The organism is Metabacillus dongyingensis, from assembly GCF_019933155.2.
Classification (GTDB): domain Bacteria; phylum Bacillota; class Bacilli; order Bacillales; family Bacillaceae; genus Bacillus_P; species Bacillus_P dongyingensis.
The window spans coordinates 4,609,725-4,634,717 of sequence record NZ_CP082944.1; the positions used below are offsets into that span (position 1 = coordinate 4,609,725).

General features: G+C 41.4%; 23 protein-coding genes. 4 read left to right on the plus strand and 19 right to left on the minus strand.

From position 1 onward, the window contains the following. Positions 1-162: 162 nt before the first annotated feature. On the minus strand, positions 163-1,575 hold the full coding sequence (locus K8L98_RS22865) for a HAMP domain-containing sensor histidine kinase (protein WP_223438356.1): 1,413 nt from the start codon (positions 1,573-1,575) through the stop codon (positions 163-165). Then, positions 1,565-2,269: a response regulator transcription factor gene (locus tag K8L98_RS22870; protein WP_223438358.1), complete on the minus strand. Its 705-nt coding sequence runs from the start codon at positions 2,267-2,269 to the stop codon at positions 1,565-1,567. The genes K8L98_RS22865 and K8L98_RS22870 overlap by 11 nt, the downstream gene beginning before the upstream one ends. Positions 2,270-2,585: 316 nt before the next feature. On the opposite strand from K8L98_RS22870, the gene K8L98_RS22875 reads away from it, so the two are divergent. Beyond that, positions 2,586-4,049: an ABC transporter permease gene (locus K8L98_RS22875; protein WP_223438360.1), complete on the plus strand. Its 1,464-nt coding sequence runs from the start codon at positions 2,586-2,588 to the stop codon at positions 4,047-4,049. Between the two features lie 13 nt (positions 4,050-4,062). Next, on the plus strand, positions 4,063-4,764 hold the full coding sequence (locus K8L98_RS22880; protein WP_223438362.1) for an ABC transporter ATP-binding protein: 702 nt from the start codon (positions 4,063-4,065) through the stop codon (positions 4,762-4,764). 328 nt (positions 4,765-5,092) lie between these two features. Here K8L98_RS22880 and K8L98_RS22885 read toward each other — a convergent pair whose 3' ends face one another. The 14 genes from K8L98_RS22885 to K8L98_RS22950 form a co-directional block, all read right to left on the minus strand. After that, positions 5,093-6,484 (minus strand): M20 family metallopeptidase, encoded by a 1,392-nt coding sequence (locus K8L98_RS22885; protein WP_223438364.1) that lies wholly within the window; start codon positions 6,482-6,484, stop codon positions 5,093-5,095. Positions 6,485-6,502: 18 nt separating this feature from the next. Then, on the minus strand, positions 6,503-7,921 hold the full coding sequence (locus K8L98_RS22890; protein ID WP_223438366.1) for a M20 family metallopeptidase: 1,419 nt from the start codon (positions 7,919-7,921) through the stop codon (positions 6,503-6,505). A gap of 53 nt (positions 7,922-7,974) precedes the next feature. Next, positions 7,975-9,588: an ABC transporter substrate-binding protein gene (locus K8L98_RS22895; RefSeq protein ID WP_223438368.1), complete on the minus strand. Its 1,614-nt coding sequence runs from the start codon at positions 9,586-9,588 to the stop codon at positions 7,975-7,977. 36 nt (positions 9,589-9,624) lie between these two features. Further along, entirely contained in the window at positions 9,625-10,545 is a 921-nt protein-coding gene (opp4C, locus tag K8L98_RS22900) for an oligopeptide ABC transporter permease (protein WP_223438370.1), read from the minus strand. 22 nt (positions 10,546-10,567) lie between these two features. After that, entirely contained in the window at positions 10,568-11,518 is a 951-nt protein-coding gene (locus tag K8L98_RS22905; RefSeq protein WP_223438372.1) for an ABC transporter permease, read from the minus strand. 30 nt (positions 11,519-11,548) lie between these two features. Continuing rightward, positions 11,549-12,565 (minus strand): ABC transporter ATP-binding protein, encoded by a 1,017-nt coding sequence (locus tag K8L98_RS22910; RefSeq protein WP_275976724.1) that lies wholly within the window; start codon positions 12,563-12,565, stop codon positions 11,549-11,551. Further along, a complete protein-coding gene (locus K8L98_RS22915; RefSeq protein WP_223438373.1) occupies positions 12,562-13,581 on the minus strand; it encodes an ABC transporter ATP-binding protein in 1,020 nt (339 codons plus the stop codon). Before K8L98_RS22915 ends, K8L98_RS22910 begins: the two co-directional genes overlap by 4 nt. 32 nt (positions 13,582-13,613) lie before the next feature. Next, positions 13,614-14,819 (minus strand): amidohydrolase, encoded by a 1,206-nt coding sequence (locus K8L98_RS22920; RefSeq protein WP_275976725.1) that lies wholly within the window; start codon positions 14,817-14,819, stop codon positions 13,614-13,616. A 416-nt stretch (positions 14,820-15,235) separates the two neighbouring features. Then, the gene (locus K8L98_RS22925; protein WP_223438375.1) at positions 15,236-16,183 is read right to left on the minus strand and encodes a siderophore ABC transporter substrate-binding protein; all 948 of its coding nucleotides are present in this window, start codon (positions 16,181-16,183) and stop codon (positions 15,236-15,238) included. 22 nt (positions 16,184-16,205) lie between these two features. After that, positions 16,206-16,961, minus strand: a complete 756-nt coding sequence (locus K8L98_RS22930; protein WP_223438376.1) for an iron ABC transporter ATP-binding protein — start codon at positions 16,959-16,961, stop codon at positions 16,206-16,208. Beyond that, positions 16,955-17,905 (minus strand): iron chelate uptake ABC transporter family permease subunit, encoded by a 951-nt coding sequence (locus K8L98_RS22935; protein ID WP_223438377.1) that lies wholly within the window; start codon positions 17,903-17,905, stop codon positions 16,955-16,957. Before K8L98_RS22935 ends, K8L98_RS22930 begins: the two co-directional genes overlap by 7 nt. Then, positions 17,898-18,848 (minus strand): ABC transporter permease, encoded by a 951-nt coding sequence (locus K8L98_RS22940; RefSeq protein ID WP_223438378.1) that lies wholly within the window; start codon positions 18,846-18,848, stop codon positions 17,898-17,900. Before K8L98_RS22940 ends, K8L98_RS22935 begins: the two co-directional genes overlap by 8 nt. 202 nt (positions 18,849-19,050) lie before the next feature. Continuing rightward, entirely contained in the window at positions 19,051-19,482 is a 432-nt protein-coding gene (locus tag K8L98_RS22945; RefSeq protein WP_223438384.1) for a MarR family winged helix-turn-helix transcriptional regulator, read from the minus strand. 246 nt (positions 19,483-19,728) lie between these two features. After that, positions 19,729-20,142, minus strand: coding sequence for a VOC family protein (locus tag K8L98_RS22950; protein WP_223438385.1), 414 nt, complete (start codon positions 20,140-20,142; stop codon positions 19,729-19,731). A gap of 234 nt (positions 20,143-20,376) precedes the next feature. Here K8L98_RS22950 and cyoE point away from each other — a divergent pair, with 234 nt between their 5' ends. Next, on the plus strand, positions 20,377-21,291 hold the full coding sequence (gene cyoE / locus K8L98_RS22955; protein WP_223438387.1) for a heme o synthase: 915 nt from the start codon (positions 20,377-20,379) through the stop codon (positions 21,289-21,291). Between the two features lie 162 nt (positions 21,292-21,453). Here cyoE and K8L98_RS22960 read toward each other — a convergent pair whose 3' ends face one another. After that, a complete protein-coding gene (locus tag K8L98_RS22960; RefSeq protein ID WP_223438389.1) occupies positions 21,454-21,774 on the minus strand; it encodes a ribonuclease E inhibitor RraB in 321 nt (106 codons plus the stop codon). A gap of 157 nt (positions 21,775-21,931) precedes the next feature. Here K8L98_RS22960 and K8L98_RS22965 point away from each other — a divergent pair, with 157 nt between their 5' ends. Continuing rightward, on the plus strand, positions 21,932-22,090 hold the full coding sequence (locus tag K8L98_RS22965; RefSeq protein WP_223438391.1) for a hypothetical protein: 159 nt from the start codon (positions 21,932-21,934) through the stop codon (positions 22,088-22,090). 37 nt (positions 22,091-22,127) lie between these two features. Here the strand turns inward: K8L98_RS22965 and K8L98_RS22970 are convergent, their stop codons facing one another. Beyond that, positions 22,128-22,856, minus strand: a complete 729-nt coding sequence (locus K8L98_RS22970; RefSeq protein ID WP_223438393.1) for a MerR family transcriptional regulator — start codon at positions 22,854-22,856, stop codon at positions 22,128-22,130. A 929-nt stretch (positions 22,857-23,785) separates the two neighbouring features. Then, on the minus strand, positions 23,786-24,964 hold the full coding sequence (locus tag K8L98_RS22975) for a PDZ domain-containing protein (RefSeq protein ID WP_223438395.1): 1,179 nt from the start codon (positions 24,962-24,964) through the stop codon (positions 23,786-23,788). Between the last annotated feature and the right edge of the window lie 29 nt (positions 24,965-24,993).

Here is a 24,993-nt window from a genome sequence, read left to right on the forward strand (position 1 = left end):
TTCTCATGCTTACACAGGTGCTGTAAAAAAGAGCACATTCACTGCAGCCATCACTAGCGCACCGATAATAATAAATGCTGTATCCTTCTTCTTCATGTTTTTTTCCTCCTACTGCATTGTTTTTACTAGTTTATCAAGTAATTATGTCTAAATTATTAACAATTATAAATCATGTTTTTTATCAGGAAATTTCAGGATGAATTTGGTGCCGTGATCCTTCCTGCTATCAATCACGATTTCTCCCTGATGCAGGTGAACAAGCTGTTTAACAATTGATAATCCCAAACCGAATTCGCCAAATTGATGGCCGGTTCTGGACATATCCGCCTTATAAAAACGCTGCCATATAGATTCAACCTCTTTGGGGTCCATCCCGATACCGGTGTCTTCTATTTCAATAATTGTTTCCTTATATCCCTTTTTTCCGCGCAGCCAAACGGTCCCGCTCTCTGTAAATTGAATACTGTTTTTTGTAATATTAATTAAGATTTGAATGAGGCGGTCATAATCAGCAAAGACCGTTATTTCTTCATTCCCATCAATCTTTAATTCCACCTGTTTTTCCTCTGCCTGAAAAAATAAATGCTCTTTAATAATTTCAAATGCCTCTGTAAGCTGAATTTCTTCTTTGAAAAGCTTCACCTGATTGGAGCGGATTTTTTCATAATCCAGGTTTTCATTCACGAGTCTGATCAGGCGTTTTGCTTCCTGACTGACAAGCTGGATGCCTTTCTCCTTTTCGCCCTCTTCAATCATGTTATTTTTAAGCCCTTCAATTACTCCGCTGATTGTTGTTAAAGGAGTCCTTAGTTCATGAGAGACATCCGCCATAAATTTTCTTCTTCTATTCTCTAAACTTTCGATTTCCTGATTTGATTGCTTCAGCTGCTCCGCCATATTATTAAAATCGTTCGCAAGCTCGCCGATTTCATCTATGTTGGACGATGGCACCGAAATATCGTATTTCCCTTCCGCAATCATTGAGGTTGCGTTTCGGATCCGCTGAATTCTTTTTACATGAACGTTTGATAGAAACCAGCTTAACAAAAGTGAAACGGATAAGGAGATTAAAATAGTATATAAAAGATAGCGGTTAATCTCGCTGATTGTCTCTCTGGAACCTTTAATCGGCGAAACTAACAGAATTCCTCCTGAAAGATTGCCGTTTTCAAGATACGGCAGGGCAACTAAAGAAACCTCCTGGTTAAAGCGTTTGATTTCATGCTTAACGACGATTCTCTCGCCTTCCTTTAGATTCTGCCATTCTTCTTCTGTCGGCTGAAACCTTGGAGCGTTCCCTGCATACGGATAGAAAATCATTCCTTTATCATCAAAAAGACTAAACCGTATGCCTCTCGCACTGAGCACCTGCTCATACTCTTTCAAAGCGCGCTCTCCTCTGTTATTTTGCACGTCTGTTAAAATTCTGTTGCCATACTGCTCAAGTTCTTCCACCTTGTCTTCATAAACAAAGGATTCCGCATATTGGGCTACAACAAGACTCAAGATCATAAAAGCAATGATCAGAATGCTGATATGACTTAAAAACAGCTGATAAATATACTTAATTCTCATTCGGATCTACCGTTTCATCAAACTTATAGCCCACTCCCCATACGGTATGGAAAAAAGGCCTGGTTTGCGAGCCCAGCTTAGCCCGCAATCGTTTAATATGAACGTCTACCGTTCGTTCATCCCCGTAAAATTGATAGCCCCAAACCCGTTCAAGCAGCTGCTCTCGCGAAAAAACCTGCCGGGGATGCTCCGCAAAATAAAAAAGGAGATCAAATTCTTTTGGCGTTAAGTTTTCGACCTTTTTATTTTCAAGCAAGACCTCTCGTGTTTGTTTGCTGATTTTGAAATAAGCTGTTTCAAGACTGCCTGTCTCTTTTTTAGGTGCATGCGAGACTGAGTGCCTGCGGGACACTGCTTTAATCCTCGCCATAAGTGCAAGCGGGCTGAATGGCTTCGTCACATAATCATCGGCTCCCATTTCAAGCCCAAGAACCTGATCAGATTCGCTGTCCTTTGCTGTCAGCATAATAATCGGAACGGAGCTCTTCTCTTCCCTGATCTTTCTGCAAAGGGTAACCCCGTCCATCCCCGGCAGCATCCAATCAATAATCAGCACGTCCCAGTCTTCGCGTTTAAATACATTGTAGCCTTCAAGCCCATCATTTATAAAAGCACCCTGGATGCCTTCTTTTGAAAAAAACATCTCAAGCATTGCACTGACACTCTGATTATCTTCTATGACTAAAACCTTCATATTTACACCATCCAAAAATATGACTTTCTTTTCAAAGTAAAGTGAATTTCCATGTTTCGCAACAGTTTTCTAAATTCTTCCCTGTTTTTTAAAGGTTAAGAAATAGTTTAGACATAGTTTGTTCATTTCTAACTACTATTCTAAGAAAAGTGGAACCTGCTGTTTAGCCCCGACAGGCAGATAAGGATTCACCGGAAAAGTCCGGTTTTGATTTTTTTGGTGAATCTGTTCTGACCGAAGGGTTAGTAGTGGAGCTGGACACCGAGAACATTATAGAAAAACTAGTGTACTTATTCTAATACAAAGGAGTAATAAAATGAATTTTATGAAACGCGGTTTTTTAAGTGTGAAAGCACGTGCAGGAAAAAGCCTGCTGCAAGTCTTTATTTTTACTGTCATTTGCGTGTTTGTCCTATCAGGGCTGTCAATTCAGTCAGCTGCTGAAAAATCAAGTGTGCTTGCGAGAGAGTCGCTTGGAGGCGAAGTGACTCTTAATGTCGACATGGAAAAACTGATGGAACAGCAGCGCAGCGAAAGTACGGAAGAAGGCGAGAGAGTTCGCTTTCAGCCTGTTCCCATACAGGAAGAATCAGCTGAGGAGCTGACCTCCTATTCACAAGTAAAAGGCTATAACTTCTTATCCTCTACATTTGGAACAGCAGCGGACTTCGAGCCAATCGAAAATGAATCCGCGGATGCTGCAGAAACAGAAGAAGCTGCTCCGGGCAGAATGGGAGGCGGGGCAATGGCTGCCGCTGATCTTACACTGCAGGGTGTCATGTTTACGGATTCTGTCCAATCCTTCTTAAACAGTGAATCTGCTATTGTAGAAGGCCGCCACCTGACAGATGAAGATTTAGAGAAAAAGGTAACGGTCATAGAAAAAACACTCGCTGAAGAAAATGAGTTAGCAGTTGGCGATAAGGTCACTGTGCAATCAACTGCTGATGAAGAGACATCATTAGAACTTGAGATTGTGGGAATCTACGAAACTGCCTCTGCAGGCTCAGATCTTGGAGGCAGAAACGTCACAGCTATGAATCCATACAACCTGCTTTATGTTCCATATACAGCAGCAACTGCTCTTAAGGGAGCTGATTACGAAGGAACCATTGATCAGGCAGTTTATTACATGAACGATCCTGAGAAAATTGACAGCTTCGTGGATGAGGCAAAAGAAAACAGCAGCATCGATTTTGAAACGTTCAAATTGGATGCCAATGATCAGACATATCAGCAAATGATCGGTCCGATTAATAATGTAGCCTCTTTTTCAAAAAATGTTGTGTATTTAGTAACCATTGCCGGTGCAGTCATTTTAGGCCTCATCATTATGATGTCTATTCGTGAACGCAAATATGAAATGGGCGTCCTGCTTGCGATTGGGGAAAAGAAGTGGAAGCTAGTAGGTCAATTCTTGTTTGAAATTTTAATTATCGCTGTTCTGGCTCTTGGCGTTTCATCCGTAACCGGTCAAGCTGTGGCAAAACAGTTCGGAGATCAGCTGCTGTCTCAGGAGCTTACTCAAACAGAAGAAACCGCATCAAACCCTGCTTCATTCGGTGGCGGACGAGGCGGCATGGGAATGGGCGGACCGTTTGGCATGCAGCAGTCTGCTGCAGATGCAGATCCGATTGATGAACTTCAAATTGAAGTGACCGGAGAGGACTTAGGCATTCTCTTTGGCATAGGGCTGTTAATCGCTATTATTTCAGCACTAATTCCAGCTTTATCTGTTTTGAGACTTCAGCCAAAAACAATCTTAACGAAACAAGACTAAGGAGGAACAATACATGACTAATCTGCTGCAATTTGAAAATGTCAGCTACTGGTACCATCATGAAAATAAAAAACATGTGATTTTGAACGATATTTCCATTGGTTTTAACAAAGGAAGCTTCTATACTATTGTCGGACCATCAGGTTCAGGAAAAACAACCTTTCTCGCACTCGCAAGCGCACTTGACGTCGCGAAAGAAGGCTCCGTATTATATGAAGGCAAAAACATTAAGAAAATCGGCCTTTCAAACTTTCGCAATAAATATGTATCGATCGTTTTTCAATCCTATAACCTCCTGCCTTATATGACAGCCCTTCAGAATGTCACGACGGCTATGGAGATCACTGGATCGGCCCAGCCAAACAAAAATGAATTTGCTTTGCAGATCTTAGAGAAAGTTGGCATTTCCGAGAAACAGGCAAGACAAAAAGTGCTGACCTTAAGCGGAGGACAGCAGCAGCGCGTCTCCATCGCGAGGGCGCTTTCCTGTCAATCTGAATTAATCATTGCAGACGAGCCAACGGGGAATTTAGATGAGGACACAGCCAAAGACATTGTCCGCCTCTTTCAAGACCTTGCCCATAAGGAAGATAAATGTATTATTGTTGTCACCCATGATCAAAATATTGCGGCGATTTCCGATGTGACAGTGAAGCTTTCTAAGGGGAGTTTTTATGTGAGTCAAAATAGGGAAGCGGTTGGTTTAAAAAGCTAAGATTAATGCCCGTTCCGCTCATCTAAGATGATCGGAGCGGGCATTTTTATATTTTACAATTGATGGGGCACGTGTCAATCAAGATTCCGTCAAATAATCCATTTACTTTCCAATACAGGGTAATTACTTTCCAAATCGTCCTATTTACTTGAAAAAAATTAAGAAATACTTTCTAAATGCAGTATTTTACTTTCTTTTTTCCAATTACCTCCTAACCCTATACGATATCCTCATTATTAAAACGCTCATAATTGGAATTCCGCCTAAAATGAAGTACATTTCCCCAATTTCTTTAAATAACTGAGTGAAGAATCGAAGTTGAACTTCGTTAGAAAATAACACTTGCGATCGGCTGTGGTTCTGCTTCAGCTGCAAGCGGCGAAAGATAGTGCCTTCCGTTTAGTGCTCTTGCATGTTCTTCTTTGGCTTCCTTCACTTTCCCTGGGTGAACAAGCAAATCAACAGCTGTCGCAGCAAGTACTTTCCCTGCATGAAGCATGCCTTTATGACCGATGCTCATTCCCCCCTGTGAAACAACCTGCCACGTATGAAAAGGAGTTCCTACAGCAGCTGTGACAACTGAACACTGTGCGGTTGGCACAAGCCAGCTGACATCTCCGACATCTGTTGATCCATAAGAAAAACCCTCATTATATTTGTATGGTTTTAGTTCATCTGATAAATAAGGATACGATGTGTCCTTAGAGAAAGTTGACTGAATTTCTTTGGCAAAGTCTTGCTCTTGTTCCGTAAAATTCGGAAGACCGATTTTTTGGAAGTTTTCAAACATGACAGATTCCAGCGTTTTATTTAATACGAGATTGGAAGAACCGGCATCAAAGCGGACATCTAGCTCTGTTTCCGTCATTAACGCTGCTCCTTCAGCAATTTTTAACACTCTTTCGTATATCTCCTGCACTTGTGCAAATTCTGGAGCTCTAAGCTTGTACAAGACTTCGGCAAACGGCTGAACAACATTTGGCGATTTTCCGCCTGAGTTCGTAATGGCGTAGTGAAGCCTGGCATCCTGAATAAGATGCTCTCTTAAAAAATTGGCGCCTAAATTCATCAGTTCGACTGCATCTAATGCACTTCTTCCTAAATGAGGGCTTGCTGCAGCATGTGAGCTTCTCCCATTAAAAGTGAAATAAATCTGGCAAGTCGCTAAGTTTCCTGAGGATTGAATATGGTTAGTGGATCCTGGATGCCATGTCAGCGCTGCGTCCACGTCGTCAAACAATCCCGCTCTGACCATGAACCCTTTTCCGCCGCCGCCTTCTTCAGCCGGACAACCGTAAAAGCGGATTGTACCTTGTAAACCCGATTCCAGCATGTAGTCCTTTAATATAACTGCCGCTGCAAGCGCACCTGTCCCAAGCAGATTATGCCCGCATCCGTGTCCGTTCCCCTCATTTTCAATTGGAGATTTATGTGAGATCCCTTTTTCCTGACTTAGATTAAACAGGGCATCATATTCCCCAAGAATCGCAATGACAGGACTTCCGTTTCCGCAGCTTCCGACAACTGCCGTTGATATGCCGCCTGCTTCCCTCTCAACCTCAAAACCTTCCATTTCCAATGTTTCTGCCATTTGTTCAGCAGACTGAACTTCTTCATATCGAGTTTCGGCATAGCTCCAAATTTCGTCACTGACGTGAATGAATAGGTCACGCTTTTTTTCAATAAGCTGAGATAAACGTTCATAGTAAGGGATACTCATGATTCGATTTCTCCTTTTCTATTTTCTGGCGGACGGAACAACATCATTTGGTATTGGATTACGATAAGGGTCATCTTGGGTTTTTCCAGCCAGCTCCTGTTTTGCCAGAGTGATTAACTCAGGACTGTTTAAGATTTCAAGAGCTGCTGCTGCCATGACTTTTCCTGCGTGAAGCATGCCTTTATGAGCAAGCGGCATGGCACCCTGCGCTACAATTTGGTATGTATGAAACGCTGTGCCTGCAGCAAAGCATGCTGTTTGAATCTGTCCGGTAGGCACAACCCAGCTTACATCGCCAACGTCTGTAGAGCCTGCAATGTTCACCGTGACGTCCAAAGGGATGACAGAATCAGCTAAATCCTTATTCTTCATTTCTTTAGACAGGCCAAATGTTTTATCCTCGTCAGTCAGCGTTGCGCGGATGTTTTTCGCAAACTGTAAATCTTCTTCATTAAACTTGGGTGTTCCAAACTCTATGAACTTTTCATGCAGCACCTTTTGAATCGTGTTATTAGGAATGAGATTGGAGCAGGCTTTATCAAAAATAATTTCAAGATCGGTTTCAGTCATCAGTGCTGCTCCTTCGGCAATTTTGCAGACTCTCTTATAAATCTCGTCAACTTGGCTGACGTTTGGCGCACGAACCAGATAAAGCACTTCTGCTTCAGACTGAACAACGTTTGGTGAAAAACCACCTGTATTTGTAATCGAATAATGCAATCTGGCATCCTGAATGACATGTTCCCTCAGATAATTGACTCCGGCATTCATCATAGCAACCGCGTCGAGAGCGCTTCGCCCCGTGTGCGGGCTTTGTGCTGCGTGAGCCGAGCGGCCTTTGAATTTAAAATAAACTTGATAGTTAGCTAGAGAGCTGCCGTTCATGACACCGTTTCCCGTTCCCGGATGCCAGCACAGCGCATAATCGACATCTGCAAACAGTCCTTCCCTGACCATAAAGGTTTTGCCGGACCCGCCTTCCTCACCAGGACAACCATAGTAGCGGATTGTTCCTGGCAGATTGTTCGCTTCCATAAATTCTTTAACAGCGACTGCCGCGGCCAGTGAACCTGATCCAAGTAAATTGTGCCCGCATCCGTGTCCATTCCCTCCCTGAGTGACGGGATCATGATCCGCCACCCCCTTTTTCTGACTCAACTCGGCGAGGGCATCGAATTCACCCAAGATAGCAACAATGGGTCCATCTGCTCCAAAACTTCCAATAAATGCGGTAGCCATATTCCCAACACCTCTGTCTACTGTAAAACCTTGCTGTTCAAGCGTTTTACAAAGAAGCTCTGCCGATTTATATTCTTCAAAGCGTGTCTCCGCATATTCCCATATTTGATCGCTTATCGATATGAAAATATCTTTCTTCGATTCAATCATTTTCGAAACCTTATTCGATATTCTTTCAGCTGCTTGCTGCTCTTGCATGATCGGCCTCCTCCTTGAAATTTCTTACTTCATATAAAAAAATGATTCAAAGGCTAATTGGACCCTGTCATCGTCCAATTTTGAAGGTTTTTATGAAAGCCAAATACTTTAGGCTCTCCCTCTTTCACTTCTTTGCTGACAGCTGAAAAATCATTATCTGAATACAAGGTGAAAACAGGCAGGTCTTCATTCCAAAGCTTTTGCAGCTCTGAATAAATTTCTTTTCTTTTTTCCACATCAGGCTCAGATTTCCCCTTATTCAGCAATTCATCACTCTTTTCACTGTTGTATTTCATATAATTTGAAGGCGCATTTGACTTATACATGGAGGAAATATCTGGATCAAGCGAATTCGTAAATCCAATAAACATAACATCATAATCCCCTGCCTTGGCTTTTGCCAGCAAGGTCGGGAAGTCATACGTTGTCACGTTTGTTTTTAATCCTATCGCTTTCAAGTCTTGAGTAATAATATCTGCAGATTGTTCACGGACCTTGTTGCCCGTCGGAACGATGATGTTTAACGGCTTGTTAAAATCCCATCCTGCTTCTTTTAACAGCTGCTTTGCTTTCTCAGGATCATACGTATACGTCTTAAGGTCTTTATCTAGATACGGGCTGACAGAGGTATAGGGACCATCAACGATTTCGCCTTCACCTTTCAGGAGCTTGTCCACAATCGCCTTACGATCAATTGCATAAGCAACAGCTTGCCTGATTTTCGGATCTGCAACCGATTCTGTGTTGAACATAATAGATTGATAGCCATATGTTTTTTCAAATTTAGTCGTTACATTTTGGAACTTTTCTACTGTTTCATAGTCATTTGCAGGGATCTTCCCTATTCCTCCCGCTGCGTTCATGCTAAGTTCTCCCGTTTGCAATTGAGCAACGATATTAGCTGCCGGCATTATTTTCACAAACATTTTATTAAGCTTTGGCTTACCTAAATAATAATTTTCATTTGCTTCATATTCTACGTACTGATCCTTCTTATAAACGACGAAATTGAAAGGTCCATTTGTAACTGTTGGCTTTTGCATGAAAGGATCTTTTGACAGATCTTCAGGCTTTACATCTTGCAGCACATGCTTAGGCAAGATCATAAATTTAGCTCCCAGCTGCTCTTTTACCATATTTGGGTCAACAGGCTGTTTCGTTTTAAAAGTAAATGTTTTTTCATCAACTTCTTCAATTGAAGGGATCTCTGTCTCACCTTCCGGAAGCTTTCCGCTATCATCTAATCCATCAATAATGGTGAGAAAGTTACCTACGCTTGTTTCCGTTTTAGGATTTGCGACAAGATTCATTGTGAAAATTGCATCAGCAGCAGTAACAGGTTCACCATCAGACCACTTGGCATCCTTTTGAATCTTGACGGTGTAATTTTGTTGATCTGTGGTCTCAAATGATTCGGCAAGCTTTGGTGTGAAGCTTTGCGGCGCATCCATATCCAAAAACGTATCAAACATAAATTTCTCAAGAAATTGTGCAGCAACATCAGTAGAATTAATCGGATTAAAGGTTACAGGAGGATTTACCATTCCAATGAACATGCTGCTATCTCCTGAACCACCACTGCTTGTTGTACTTGTTCCACCCGCACTGCAGGCTGCGAGTAACAAAAGACTTAAAATCATACAGATCGAATTTTTGATCAACTTCATTGTTTTCCCCCCATATTCACTATAATCGTTTTGATTTTATTTAAAGCTTTTCGGATCTAATGCATCACGCAGTCCGTCACCCATGAAATTAATCGAAAGAACTGACAGGATAATCATTAAACCAGGCGGAATCCAAAGCCAGGGCTGCGTGCCAAGCACGGTTAAGGACTGTGCCTCAGTCAGCATGTTTCCCCAACTGGCAGCTGGCGGCTGTACTCCCATGCCCAGAAAACTCAACGAGGTTTCAAGGATAATGGCAGAAGCAATTCCAAACGTTGCATTTACTAGAATAGGCGCAAGACAGTTTGGCAAAATATGCTGAAAAACAATTTTAGGAGCTGAATATCCAAGCGCAACACCGGATTTAATATAGTCCATCTCTTTTACTGACAGTACGCATCCCCTGACTAAGCGCGCCACTGACGGCCAGCCCAGGAGTCCAATAACTAGGATAATGTTAAAAAGGCTGGGACCTACCACACTGACAAGAACAAGAATGACCATTAAATAAGGAAAAGACATAAATATATCTGTTAAACGCATGATGATCATATCAACCCACTTGCCAAAATAACCAGCTAAGGCACCGAGGATTGTCCCAATCGTTATGTAAATGGCAACGGCTCCAATGCCAACTGACAGGGACACTCGTGATGCATAAATGAGGCGGCTTAATAAATCTCTCCCAACCTGGTCAGTACCTAGAATGTGTGTTGAGGAAGGCGCTGAGGAAAACTCTCCTTTGATATCATAAGGACTGAGCGGAGCAAAAACAGGCGCAAACACTGCGATTATTGCCATAATCGTAAAAATAACGAGGCCCACAACCGCTAGCTTATGCTTGAAAAACCTCTTGGTAATTTCTTTGAAATTGCTTTCTTCTTTCCCTAAATCCTCTCTCAATTCTCGCGGCGGCAGATTAACCTCAACTTCAACCTTCGGGTTAGCAAAAGACATGGCACGCACTCCTTTCTGAAAGTTAGGTGTACTTGATTCTCGGGTCTGCTACAGAATAAAGAACATCAGAGAGCAGGTTGGACAACAGCACACTAACTGCGGCCAGTAAATTTATTGCCATTAAGGTTGGGTAGTCCCTTGATCCAATGGCTTGAATGGTTAATTGGCCGAGTCCTGGCCATTGGAAAATCTGTTCGGTTACGACAGCGCCCCCAATTAGTAAGGGAATATCCATACCTATAATGGTGATGATGGGGATAAGAGCATTTCTAAGTGCATGTTTATTTGTAACAACAAATTCCTTCAATCCTTTAGCTCTGGCCGTCCGAAGGTAATCCTGCCCTAACACCTCAAGCATGCTTGACCTCACATAACGGACCATACTTCCTGCAATCCCAGTCCCAAGTACAAAGGCAGGCAAAATGAGGTGAAGAAATGTATCAAAAAACCCGCTCGATCCGCCTAGAGTGTTCATCCCTCCTGTTGGCAGCACTTGCAATATCAAGGAGAAAATATAGATGGCACCGAGTCCAAGGAAAAAACTCGGAATCGATACACCAAGAAATGAGAAAGTTGTAGTGAGATAATCTGTCCATGAATACTGTTTTACCGCACTAATAATGCCGATTGGAATCGCAATTAAGTAAGCTATAATCAAAGCCGTCCCCATAAGCAGAAGAGTTGGAAAAACCCTTTCAGATATCATATTGATTACAGGTTCATATGTCGTAAATGAATTTCCAAAGTCACCCTTCAAGATGTTGACGAGCCAGTGCCAGTATTGAACATAGATAGGGTCATTTAATCCAAGAGCCTCTTTCTTAATGGCAATATCCTGTTCTGTTGCATCAGGGTTAATATACATTTCTACAGGATCGCCTGGTGCCAGATTCACAATGAAAAAATTGAATACTGTCACACCAAATAAGACAGGTATGGCAATAAGAATTCTGCGCACTATATACTGGAACACTCTGATCTCCTCCTTTATCTATGACTGTTCTTAGTTCAGCGGAAAATGACATGCGATTGATTGGCTGCCTCCTAATAGCTCTGGCGTTTGCTGCCTGCAAATATCCTTCGCTATCGGGCATCTTGTATGAAAGCTGCATCCTTTCGGCGGATTTGCCGGGCTCGGGACATCACCCGCCAATACAATTCTTTCCCGATTCCTGAAATGCGGATTTGGTATGGGATATGCATTTAATAAGGCTTGTGTATACGGGTGCTTCGGATTCTTAAAAATATCCTCCGTTTTGCCAATTTCGACAATTTTCCCAAGATACATAACCGCGATGCGATCGCTTATGTATTTAACAGCGCCTAAACCATGAGCAATAAACAAATAGGTTAAGCGGAATTTTTTCTGCAAATCCTTTAACAGATTCAAAATTTGAGCTTGGATCGATACATCAAGTGCCGACACTGGCTCATCGCAAACGATCAGCTTTGGTTCAAGAATTAATGCACGGGCTATGCCGATTCTTTGTCTCTGACCACCTGAAAATTCATGGGGGTAGCGGTTTTTATGAGATTTTGTGAGACCGACAATTTCGAGCATATCATCAACTTTTTTGACTGCCTCCTCCTTGCTAGCAAGCTTATGAGCAAGCAGCGCCTCAGCAAGAAGATCTCCAATCCTCTTTCTGGGATTCAGTGAAGAATACGGGTCTTGAAAAATAATCTGCAGATCGAGGCGGGCTTTTCGCAAATCGGCGCCATTTAAGGATGATAAATCCCTTCCGTTGAAAATGATTTGACCGCCAGTCGGCTCATCCAATTTTACAATTGATCTGCCTGTTGTAGACTTTCCGCAACCCGATTCCCCTACTAGTGCAAGTGTTTCTCCAGGGTAAATTTCAAAATTCAAGCCATCGACCGCTTTGACATGGCCAACAGTTCTGGAAATAATCCCTTTCTTGATTGGATAATATTTTTCCAGCTGTTTGATTTCAATTAGCGGCTTGTCCATGTTCGGTTCGGGAATGAATCTTTCTTTTTCAGCAATTGGAATACTCATACTTGTACCTCCATGTCAGAAGCTGCTTCGCTGCTCCTTTGCCCTTCATATAACCAGCACCTAACTTTATGAGGATTGTTTTCATCTAAAGAATCCAGAGCTGGGTTTTCGGATAAACATTTATCACGTGCATATGGACATCTGGCATAATAGCGGCAGCCCTTCGGCATATTCTGCAGCGTTGGGACAGCACCGGGAATGGAATAAAGCCGCTCATGCTTGTCCGACTCCAAATGCGGAATAGACTGCATCAGCCCTTTCGTATAGGGATGCTTTGGGTCATCGAATAAGGTAAACACATCCGCTTCCTCCACAACTTGCCCTGCATACATGACAAGCACCTTATCGGCCATTTCCGCTATAACTCCCAGATCATGGGTAATCAATATAATCGCTGTTTTAGATTCTTCACGTAAGTCCTTCATCAGCTGAAGTATTTGCGCTTGAATCGTGACATCCAAGGCTGTCGTCGGTTCATCCGCTATTAATAAACTTGGATTGCATGACAATGCCATCGCAATCATGACTCTTTGTCTCATGCCTCCAGATAGTGCGTGAGGGTATTGATCCATTATTTCTTCTGCTCTTGGGATTTTTACTTTCTCAAGCATTTGGACACCATACTTTTTGGCTGCTTTTGCATTCATGTTCGTATGAAGCCTGATCGATTCAACGAGCTGATTTCCAATCGTGAAAACCGGATTGAGTGACGACATCGGCTCCTGAAAGATCATGGAAATTTCATTCCCGCGGTACTTCCTCATTTCCGCTTCCGATAATTTGGATAAATCCGTTTTGTTTAACATGATTGAACCTTCTTTAAGGTATCCGTGCTTCCCCAGCAAACGCATGATGGATAAAGAGGTGACACTTTTCCCGCAGCCTGATTCTCCTACAATTCCGAGGGTTTCCCCCTTCTCAAGTTCAAAGGAAACCTCCTCTACAGAAACGACTTCCCCTTTATCTGTTGAAAAAGCCGTCTTTAATTTATCAACCTTAAAAAAAGGATCTGACACCTTTTACACCCCCCTATAAAGTCGTGCTGATATTAAACAATTTCAATCGCCTTCTCTTCCGGAATTACAGCAGCATAATGATAGACGAGTCCCAGCAATGATTTTGCGGCATACACCATTGCACGTTCATCAAAATCAAATTTAGGATGATGATGGGGATAAGCTGCTCCTGTTTCTTCGTTTCTGGCGCCCGTATGGTAGAACATTCCTGGTTTATTTAACAAATAATAGGCAAAATCCTCACCACCCATAATTGGCGGAGTTTCCATCAGCATCCCTTTATCTAATGAAGAAGAGATAACCTCTTTAAATACTTCAACTTCCTCATTATGGTTGTATACTGAAGGATAGCCGTTTTGATAAGAGACTTCACAGTCAGCATGGAAGGCAAGACAAACTCCCTTTACAATATTCTTTAATTCCTCTTCAACATATGTCCTTACTTCCTCGTCGAACGTTCGAACGGTTCCAGTAATGACCGCTGAATCAGCAATAACATTGTTTGCATTTCCAGCGTGGAAGGAACCTACTGATAAGACAGCCGATTTTTGGGGATCTACTCCTCTGCTGACAACATGCTGAAGCTGATTTACTACTTGGGCGCCAATCGCAATTGAATCAACTGTTTCATGAGGGGATGAGCCATGACCGCCTTTTCCAATGATTTTTATTTCAAACGAATCCGCCGAGGCCATTGAATAGCCTCTGCGATAGGCAAATGTCCCAAGCGGTCCTCTTGACGATAAATGCGTTCCGTATACAACATCGACATCTTCTAAACAGCCATCCTCTATCATTGCAATGGCACCGCCAGGGTAAAGTTCTTCTGCGTGCTGATGAATAAGTACTACATTCCCTGCAAGAAGATGCTTATTTTCACTTAATATTTTTGCGACAGCCAATAGTGTTGCTGTATGACCGTCGTGTCCGCAGGCATGCATCACACCAGGAACAGTCGATTTATATTCGACTTCTTTTTCATCCTGAATGGGCAGAGCATCAAAATCAGCTCTTAGTGCAATCGTTTTTCCAGGTTTCCCGCCATAAATTTTCCCGACTACTCCCCTTCCGCCTACGCCAGTGCGAACTTCAATTCCATAGTCTTTGAGAATACCCGCTATCATATTCGGTGTTTCAACTTCTTGGAAGGAAAGCTCAGGATTGCGGTGAAGATGCCGCCTCCATTCCACCATTTGACTAAACATTTCCTCTGCTTGATCATGCCATGCTTTTAACACGCTCATTCCTCCATTCCTCACAATAAAGATTGAATAATCTTAATTTAAATATTATTCAGATAATTAAAACCATACTTGTCCTTCAGCACCGATATTTTTGATAATGGTTATACAGCTCCTATCATTTATATTTTTCAATAACTTATCATATATAAATAGATGTTGAAATAATCATGTTACTTTATATGACAAATAATATTAATATAAGTATTAATTTTCATCCATCCTTATAGAGATGTGAAAATGGAAGATTATATAACAAACTATTGAGTGTCTGCACCGTTACACTCCTAATGTACAAAATACATAAGGAACAACATTTCACAATCAAACCATTCCTTATGGTGGTTTCCTTCTCTTACATAAAAAACAAGACCGCAGAATGAATACATTTCTGCGGTCTCACCAATTAATCCCTATTCAATTGAACCCGATACTTCCTCCGTCATCCCGGCAACAGATTCAAGACCACCGCCTGATAGGTACCAATAGTCAGGATCTAAATAAATAATCTTTCCATTTTTATAGGCTTTCGTATTTTTAACCAAATCATTTTCCACTACCTGCTTCGCAGAGGACTCTCCGCCGGCAACTGCTCCTCTATCAATAACAAATAGGTAATCAGGGTCTTTTTCTGCAATATATTCAAATGAAATGCTTTGTCCATGTGTAGAGACCTCGATTTTTTCGTCAGCTGCTGCGAAGCCGAATTCGTCATGGATAATGCCGAAGCGTGATCCTGCTCCGTAAGCACTTACCTTGCCGTCATTTGCAAGGACGATTAATGCTTTTTCACCGCCTGCTGATGCTTTCTCATTAAGCTCTTTGATAGACTCTTCTACTTTAGCAAACTCTTTTTCTGCTTCTTCTTCCTTGCCGAAGATCTCGCCTAATGTTGTTACATTTTCTTTAAATGATTCCATGTACTTCGTTGTATCCACGCCCATGAAAATGGTCGGGGCAATCTTGCTCATCTCTTCATAGGAATCCTGCTGTCTGCCTGAAATGATGATGAGATCTGGTTCCATTTCATTGATTTTCTCAAAGTCCGGCTCTTTTAAGCCGCCGACATTTTCGTATTTTGCATCTTCATATTTTGAAAGATAAGAAGGAATGTTTTCCTGAGGCACTCCCGCTGCTTCAATGCCTAATTTATCTAATGAATCCAATGTTCCGAAGTCAAAAACAACGACTTTTTTTGGATTTTCAGGTACTTTTGTTTCCCCTAATTGATGCTTCACTGTTATTTCTTCTTTCTCTTTCTCACCGCTGGCAGAAGTTTTTTCTGCCTCTTTTGTTCCGCACGCTGCTGCAAAAACAGCCAGTACTACCGTTAAAAGGACTACTAATAAATTCTTCTTCATTCTCTTCACCTCTATTATTTTTTTAAAAATAAACACAAATGCGATTGCCGTTTATCGTTTGAATATCAATATCCATCTCATAAATTTCTTTTAAAACAGGGGATGTAATGATTTCTTCAACAGGACCTTCCTTCACAATTTTCCCGTCTTTTAATGCGACAATAAAATCCGAATAGCAGGAAGCAAAGTTGATATCATGAATCACTATCACGACTGTTTTTCCAAGCTCATCCACAAGCCTTCTCAGCACTTTCATAATCTGCACGGAATGCTTCATGTCGAGGTTGTTCAGTGGCTCATCAAGAAGGACATACTCTGTATTCTGGGCGATGACCATGGCAATAAATGCGCGCTGCTGCTGGCCTCCGCTCAGCTGATCTAAGTATTTATCCTGCATGTCCTGAAGCTCCATATACTGAATGGCCTCATCAACGTGCTTCATATCTTCCTTTGAGAGATTACCTTGAGAATACGGAAACCGTCCAAAGCTGACCAGGTCTCTGATCGTTAAACGGATATTCAAATGATTGGACTGCTTCAGGATTGAGATTTTTTTCGCAAGATCATTGCTTTTCCATTCTTCAATGTCAGTGCCGTCAATAAATACCTGTCCCGTATCCTTTTTAATCAAACGGCTGACCATCGACAGCAGCGTGCTTTTTCCCGCTCCGTTCGGTCCGATAAAAGAGGTGATTTTCCCTTTTTCGACCCGGATTGATACATCTTCCACTACATTCTTATTTCCATACCGTTTTGAAACCTTGCTGACTTCTACCATGATTTATTCTCCCTGAGCAGCAGATAAATAAAGTACACGCCGCCTATGAAATTGATGATCACGCTTAATGTTGTTGAAAAGGTGAAGACTTTCTCAACGATAAATTGACCGCCGAGCAAAGCAATAATGCTGATTAAAATCGACCCTGCAATCAAGTACTTATGCTGATGTGTTTTTAAAAACTCATGTGCCACATTTGCAACAAGCAGGCCAAGGAATGTAATCGGGCCAACGAGAGCCGTTGCGATAGAGACTAAAATGGCAATAATAATCAGCAGTCTTCTGACCACTCCATCATAGTCGATGCCGAGATTTACAGCGTGCTCCCTTCCGAGCGAGAGCACATCGAGGAAATGACTGAATTTCATAAAATAAACCGCAATCGCAGCTGTTATAAGAATCGCAGCAAGGAGAAGATCTGTGTTCACATTGTTAAAGCTTGCAAACATCCTGTCCTGCACGATCTGGAACTCATTCGGATCTATCAGCACCTGCAAAAACGAGGACATGCTTCCAAATAACGTTCCAAACACAATCCCGACTAACAGGAGAAAATAAATGTTTCTCCCTTCTCTTTTAAAAAGAAGCTGAAAGAGCAGGAGGGCAAATAGCACCATTAACCCGACAGATAAAAGAAAGTTTACATTCTTATTAGCCATCGTCAGTGATTGAGAACCAAAAACAAAGATGATGAACGTCTGAATAAAAAGATAGAGTGAATCTAATCCAATGATGCTCGGAGTTAAGATTCGGTTATTTGTAATCGTTTGAAAAATCATCGTAGAAAACGCGATGCAGCTTCCTGTCAAAACAATGGCCAAAATCTTGACTCCCCGTTTTGGAAGAACATAGTCCGGGTTCCGTCCAACATCATAGAATAGGAAAATTGCAGCGAATAATACGGCGATGACTCCAAGGATGATAAGCTTCGTTTTATTATTCATATGCCTTTCTCCTAAACAGTAAATAAATGAAAATGATGCTTCCGATCACACCGACAGTCAAACCAATCGATATTTCATACGGATAAATGATGATACGCCCTAAAATATCACAGAACAGGATAAATACTGCACCAAGCAAAGCTGTATGCGGCAGGCTTTTCTTCAGATTGTCCCCTAAATAAATGCTGACGATGTTCGGAATGATTAATCCGAGGAAAGGAATGACGCCTGCGGTCAAAATAACGACCGTTGTCACAAGAGCTACAATCACAAGACCTATATTGACAACCTGCTTATAATTCAGTCCCAGATTGGCTGAAAACTCTTCTCCCATTCCCGCTACCGTAAATCGATTCGCAAAGAAATACGCAACAATAACAAGAGGAATGCTTATGTAGATCAGCTCATACTGCCCTTTTACAATCATAGAAAAATCGCCCTGAAGCCAAGATGACATGTTTTGAATCAAATCATTTTTGTAGGCGAAAAAGGTTGTAATGGAACCAATGATGTTGCCGAACATTAAACCTACAAGCGGAATGAAGATCGTATCTTTAAATCTGATTCTCTCTAAAATCTTCATAAAAATGAACGTACCGGCTAGTGCAAAAACGAAGGCAACACCCATCTTTTCAAGCGGACTTGCCGAAGTGAATATCATCAGCGAAACTAAAATGCCCAATCTAGCAGAGTCCATAGTACCTGCTGTGGTCGGAGAGACAAATTTGTTCCTCGTTAACTGCTGCATGATTAAGCCGCAGATGCTCATACTAACACCGGCAATCAAAATGCTGATGAGCCGCGGCAGTCTGCTTATCAGGAGGATTTGCACCTGATCATCCTGCAGATTCAGAAGATCTAGAGGGGTAATGTCCTTGACCCCGATGAAAATGGAGGAAATTGATAAAATTATTAGCGCTAAAAACAAATATCTCTTTTTCATAATGTTTCCTTACATCCCTTTATTTTTGAAGCTCTATGTTGGGTAATCACCTCATTCGCTCTGGTAAAGATAATCATTCTCATATAACCCTAAAAAAAAGAAGCTTTCGCTTTTTTATTATCCACTTTAAATGATAATGATTTTCATTATCATTTGTCAATATAAATTTACTTGTTTAAACAAGTATTTATGCAAAAAACATTTATTTTAAGTTATTTCTTATTTTATCGAGCACCGTCAGACAGATTTCCATGTCGTGTTCACTAATCTCTGCTGAAGCATCCGCAATGGTTTGACCTGCTAACCCCTCGAGCTCAGATTGAAGATCTATCATTGCTTCAGTCAAAAAAATAAGGTTGATGCGCCCGTCACTTTCGTGCGGAACTCGTTTCACCAGCCCGCGCTTGATCATATTATCAATAAGCCGTGAAACACTTGGCTGATCTCTTTCATTAAGCAGAGCCAGCTGATTTTGCGTTTGGCCATCCTTTTCATAAAGTCTGCACAGGATTTGCCACTGTTCATACGTAACAGAATAGTCTCTTAAGTTTTGATTTAATCGGCTGCATATGAGCCTTGAAGCATGGAACAGTTTATATCCGAGTGAGTTGTCCAAATAATATTTATTGTTCATAGCTGCACACTCCTTTTACAATCTGTCCATTAATAATGGTAGAGGAAGAAGCTAGTTTATGCAAGTGTTTTCATAAGAAAAGCGGAAACGCCCGTTTAGGCATGCGGACAGATAAGGATCCGACGGAAAGTCAGGGTTTGACTATTCACCGGATCCGTTCTGGCCCAGGAGCTGGACGGTCAAGCTAGACATAAATACTTGATAACTATGTAAAAGCATTACCAGGCAGGTCCTTTTTGATTATTCTTATTTAACTTTCTCAAGATTCAGATCCCAGATTACTCCAAATGCATCCTTCACTTTAGCATAAGTGGCTCCCCAGAATGTATCCTGAAGCTCCATCAAAATCGTGCCTTTTTCAATTAGAGCACTGTAAACGGTTCTGATTTCATCCTCGGATTCGAACTCCAACACCAATGATAGATTGTTGCCGATTTCAACTGTATTGCCTGGAAAAGCATCTGAAATCATTAGAAGCAGATCATCTTTTTTCAGACGGGCGTGCATGATTTTTTGTTCTGCCTCAGGAGGAGTAGGATAGTCGGCTTCGCCATACGTCTGAATTACTTCAATCTCGCAGCCAAAAACTCCTTTATAGTACTCCAGTGCTTCTTTCGCATTTCCATTAAACATTAAATAAGGTGTTGCTTGATGCTTCATAAACAAACACTCCTTCGCAATGGATGATACTGTCATTATAGTGGACAGCTTCCTAATACTCAATCGGGTAATTATCTGAAGAATAAGAAAACGTATAGAAAATGTTCACAAAGATACGACATCTTTTTGTCAAATGCTCCCGACTATTACTTTCCAGTACAAATAACTGTTAATATGTTAGATAATCAAGTATGTTAGTAAGGGTTTGGATTTAAAAAGAAAAGGAGAATTGTGATGAAAAGTACAGAGGTAATCGTAGAGGATTCTCTTTCTATAAAAAGCATCTTTTCTTGGAGTAATTTTAAGGCTATCGTCAAAGACGGCATTGTGAAATCAAACCTTCTCGGTATGTTTGCAGGCCTTTCAGTAGCGTTGTCTGTATATAATATCAGTTTTGTGGATAATATTCTGGTCGTCATTCTTGCTCTTCTGGGTACGGCAGCTGTTGTTGGCGGTGCCGGTGCGATTAATAACTATTACGACCGCGATATCGATTCTCTTATGAAACGCACGATGGAGAGACCAACAGTTACAGGATCCATCCATCCCAAGTTTGCATTATGGCTTGGCACCGCGCTTTCAATAAGCGGAATTGTGTTTTTGTTCCTGATTTCACCTTTAACGGCTTTTATTGGAGCTCTTGGATTATTCTTATACCTTGTCCCTTACACAATGTGGACAAAAAGAAAAACAATTTATAACACAGAGGTAGGAAGCTTATCCGGCGCCATTGCCCCTCTAATTGGCTGGGCAGCGATTTCGCCTGACATGTTCCACCCTGCAGCACTTGGACTATTCGTTTTAATGTTTTTATGGCAGCCTCCTCATTTCTATGCGATTGCCATCAGACGTTTAGAAGATTACAAGAATGCAAGCGTCCCGATGCTTCCGGTTGTAAAAGGAACACCGCGTGCTAAAATTCAAACAATCGTTTATTTAATATTGCTTCTTGCATCATCATTCCTGTTCTTATCCTTCAGCAAAGTCGTCGCTTTCTCCATGTTCGCCCTGACACTTGCCTGGATGCTTGCCGGAATCATCAGTTTTAAAAAGATGGATGATTACAAATGGGCAACGATGATGTTTATCTTCTCACTGAATCATTTAACGATCATTTTCACTATGCTAATTATTGTTTCGTTTCTATAAGAAAAGCGGAAGCGCCTTGGTCAGCTCCGACAGGCAGATAAGGACCCGCCGGAAAAGTCCGGATTTGACTTTTTTGGCGGATCCGTTCAACCGAGGAGTTAGGAGCTGGATACGAGTACTTTGCCATAACTTAAAAAAGTCAGCCCTTCGGCTGGCTTTTTTCTATTCAGTCATGACGCTCCATCCATCTGCATAGCCGCCAAGCGGCTTGGTAATCGCATCAAGCTTCTTTTGCATGGCCACAATCTCATTATGCTTTAAATGCATCTTAACGGAGCCAAAGCATGTCCATTCTTCCACATCATCGTCATACTCCATCATGAATTTGTAGCCTTTATCAGAAAGTGCCTTTAAAATGGCTTCCCCGTTCTCCTGATCCGGAACCGCCACATAAAAATCAATCATATGAGGCTTCTTAAAATTAAGACCTTCTTTGTACAGCATACTCAGTACTTTTCCATCCTCATCCTTTGGAAAATTCATAGTATCTCCTCCTTTTTATAAAAAGTGCATCTTCATTATCTTATAACAATCTGAAATTGCAATCCCCATCTAAAGTCTGAGAAAACTTCAATCCAATGGTGAATTTTCTCAAAGAATCTTTTCCATATAATAAAAGGAACAAAAGGAGGCTGAAACGATGGGTACAGACAACTTTTATGTTTTAGAGGAACTAAGAAAATGGCAGCAAGAGGAGCTTCATAAAAGAATGAAGTTTAACGAAACGTATCAATTATATTCTGATGTACCAAGGAAGAAAGTATGCGCGGACTTTATTTTATTTAAGATTTGCATATAAAACGAAAGCTCAGCCAAAAAACGGCTGAGCTCTGTTTTTACTTCTTATGGTTATCCGCGTAAACAGCCATTGCATCTCTCATATATGCAGCTAACCCTTCACCGAACTTATCAATGTTTTTTGTAAACCGTTCATCATCTACATACATTTGTCCGAGTCCTTTAAAAGCATCAAGCGAATAATCGCCAAACTCGTTCAGAAGCTCATACCATTCTCCGATTGCAGCCTGTGACTCTTCAGATGAAGGTGAGTCGTGACGAAGATCTGCAAGCTTTCTATAAAGATTATTAAAATTATCCTGCATTTCTTTGGTCATGCCCGCTGCTTTAGCGTTAGCTTTATCAACCGCCTCGTCGCCCCAGCGTTCGCGCGCTTCCTGTTCATAAGGATTTTGACTGAAGTCAAAACCTTCAAATTTTTCTTTCTGTGACATCTCAATTTCTCCTTTCGCATGTTTTATAGTTTTCTCAACTGTTGCAATCATCTGATCAAGCCGGTTCCGCTTCTCAAGCAGCATTTTCCTGTGCAGCCTGAGCGCTTCTTCCCGGTCAAATGAAGGACTGCTGATGACTTCTTTTATTTTCTTTAAAGGGAAACCAAGCTCTTTAAAAAATAAGATCTGCTGCAGCGTTTCGAGATTTTCATTGGAATAAAGCCGGTATCCAGAATCAGTTACCCCATCTGGCGTTAACAATCCGATTTCATCATAATGATGCAGTGTGCGCACACTAATTCCAACTAAATCCGCGACTTCTTTTACTTTCATAAGCTGTCAGCCTCCCTTCACTATTTACTTTAAGGTATGACGTTACGTTAGAGTCAATTAGTTTTTTTAGCTTTTTAATTAAGAGTTTGGAATTTTTATTGCAGCTGATTCTCTTACTATTGGCTTTGGGCCTTTCTGGGAATCTTACCTGCCCTCGAATACTCAATTTGCTCATTTTCACCTTTTTAAGGAATCATTGATACCCTTTGAGTATCCATTTTGTTCATTTTCATCTTTTTAAGGAATCATTGATACCCTTTGAGTATCCATTCTGCTCATTTTCATCTTTTTAAGGAATCATTGATACCCTTTGAGTATCCATTCTGCTTATTTTCACCTTTTTAAGGAATCATAGATGCACTTTGAGTATCCATTCTGCTTATTTTCATCTTTTTAAGGACTCATTGATACCCTTTGAGTATCCATTCTGCTCATTTTCACCTTTTTAAGGAATCATAGATGCACTTTGAGTATCCATTCTGCTCATTTTCATCTTTTTAAGGAATCATTGATACCCTTTGAGTATCCATTCTGCTCATTTTCACCTTTTTAAGGAATCATAGATGCCCTTTGAGTATCCATTCTGCTCATTTTTACCTTTTTAAGGAATCATAGATACCCTTTGAGTCCCCATTCTGCTCATTTTCACCTTTTTAAAGAATCATAGATGCTCTTTGAGTATCCATTCTGTTCATTTTCACCTTTTTAAAGAATCATTGATGCCCTTTGAGTATCCATTCTGCTCATTTTCACCTTTTTAAAGAATCATAGATGCTCTTTGAGTATCCATTCTGTTCATTTTCACCTTTTTAAAGAATCATTGATGCCCTTTGAGTATCCAATTAGAGCTGTTACGCCTTCAAGGCACATAAGTTTACAACCATACAAAAAAATCACTCAAACAATAGTCTGAGTGATTATCTGACAGCTTATACCGCCTCTGTCTCCCACTTCTTCTCATCCTGTACAAACAGAATGCCAAGCTCGTGGTGTTCGCCTTTGTAAACGGCTCCCTGGACGTAGCGGATCTCTCCATTTAAGCCAATGACTTCCATTTTACAGAAAGCACCGTTAATTTGCAGGGCCTGGTAAAACTCATCGACCGTCTTAACCGAGGCTCCATTTGTTTTCATAATGATTTCGCCAACTTCGAGCTCAAACTTAACGGCAGGTGAATGCGGCAAAATGCCAAGCACCATCAGGCCGTGATCCCGCTTTGAGAAATAGAAGGCTGCCGAATTATCATTCATCCGCTGGCGGACAGTCAAAAATTCTCTCCCGATGATGGCAAGCAGTGCTGCTGCAAATGCAAGCGGCATAAACCAGACACTTGCGACCGCCACGGCAAAAATAATCATTCCAAGCCAGATGATGCGCTTAGACGTGACCATAATACTTTCTTTAGGCAATGAACCCTGAACTCTTTGATGAAACCCAATGATATAAGGAATGAACACAAAAAGAAATGGCTCATCTCCGATAGTCAGTACCGGCCACCACGACAGGCTTTCCGTTAAGGATCCTCCTGGAATGAGTAAAAACAGCGGCAGCAGCCATGTTCGATTTGCAACATGATTCCCGATTGGAAGACCCCTGCTGCTTTTTAATAGAAATGGCGAAGTCTTTAAATGAGCTGTCCGATAAGCAAGGACACCCTCCGCAACCATAAGCAGTCCCATTAATATTGCGAGAATTGAAAAGCTTGTCTCATTTAGATCTGGTAAAAAAGAGACAGCATCTGCCTGCATCAAAAGAAATACCGAAAAGATGGTTAATCCCATTGTGTAAGCAGGCGAAAGAAAGCGCAGCTGAAAAGTCAGAGACAGAATAACTGTCACGGCTGCAAGCAGGATGATTGAACCAAGCGGAATCATCGTGCCAAGAGCAAATGTCACTGCAGACAATAGAAGACCTGTGAGCAGTCCTTTTGAATATGTAAACCGTACTTCTTCATAGATATCTTGAATTCTTGTATGGAAGGATTTACGCTCCCGCTTTATGCGAATAAACCCAAGTACAAGGGAATAAATAAGGAAAAAATAAACGAGAGGATGAATAAAAAACCTTCCCATTGCCAATAGAATTTCCAGCAACCAGTTTTCAAGCAAACTTCATACACCACCTTGATTGCTTTCGT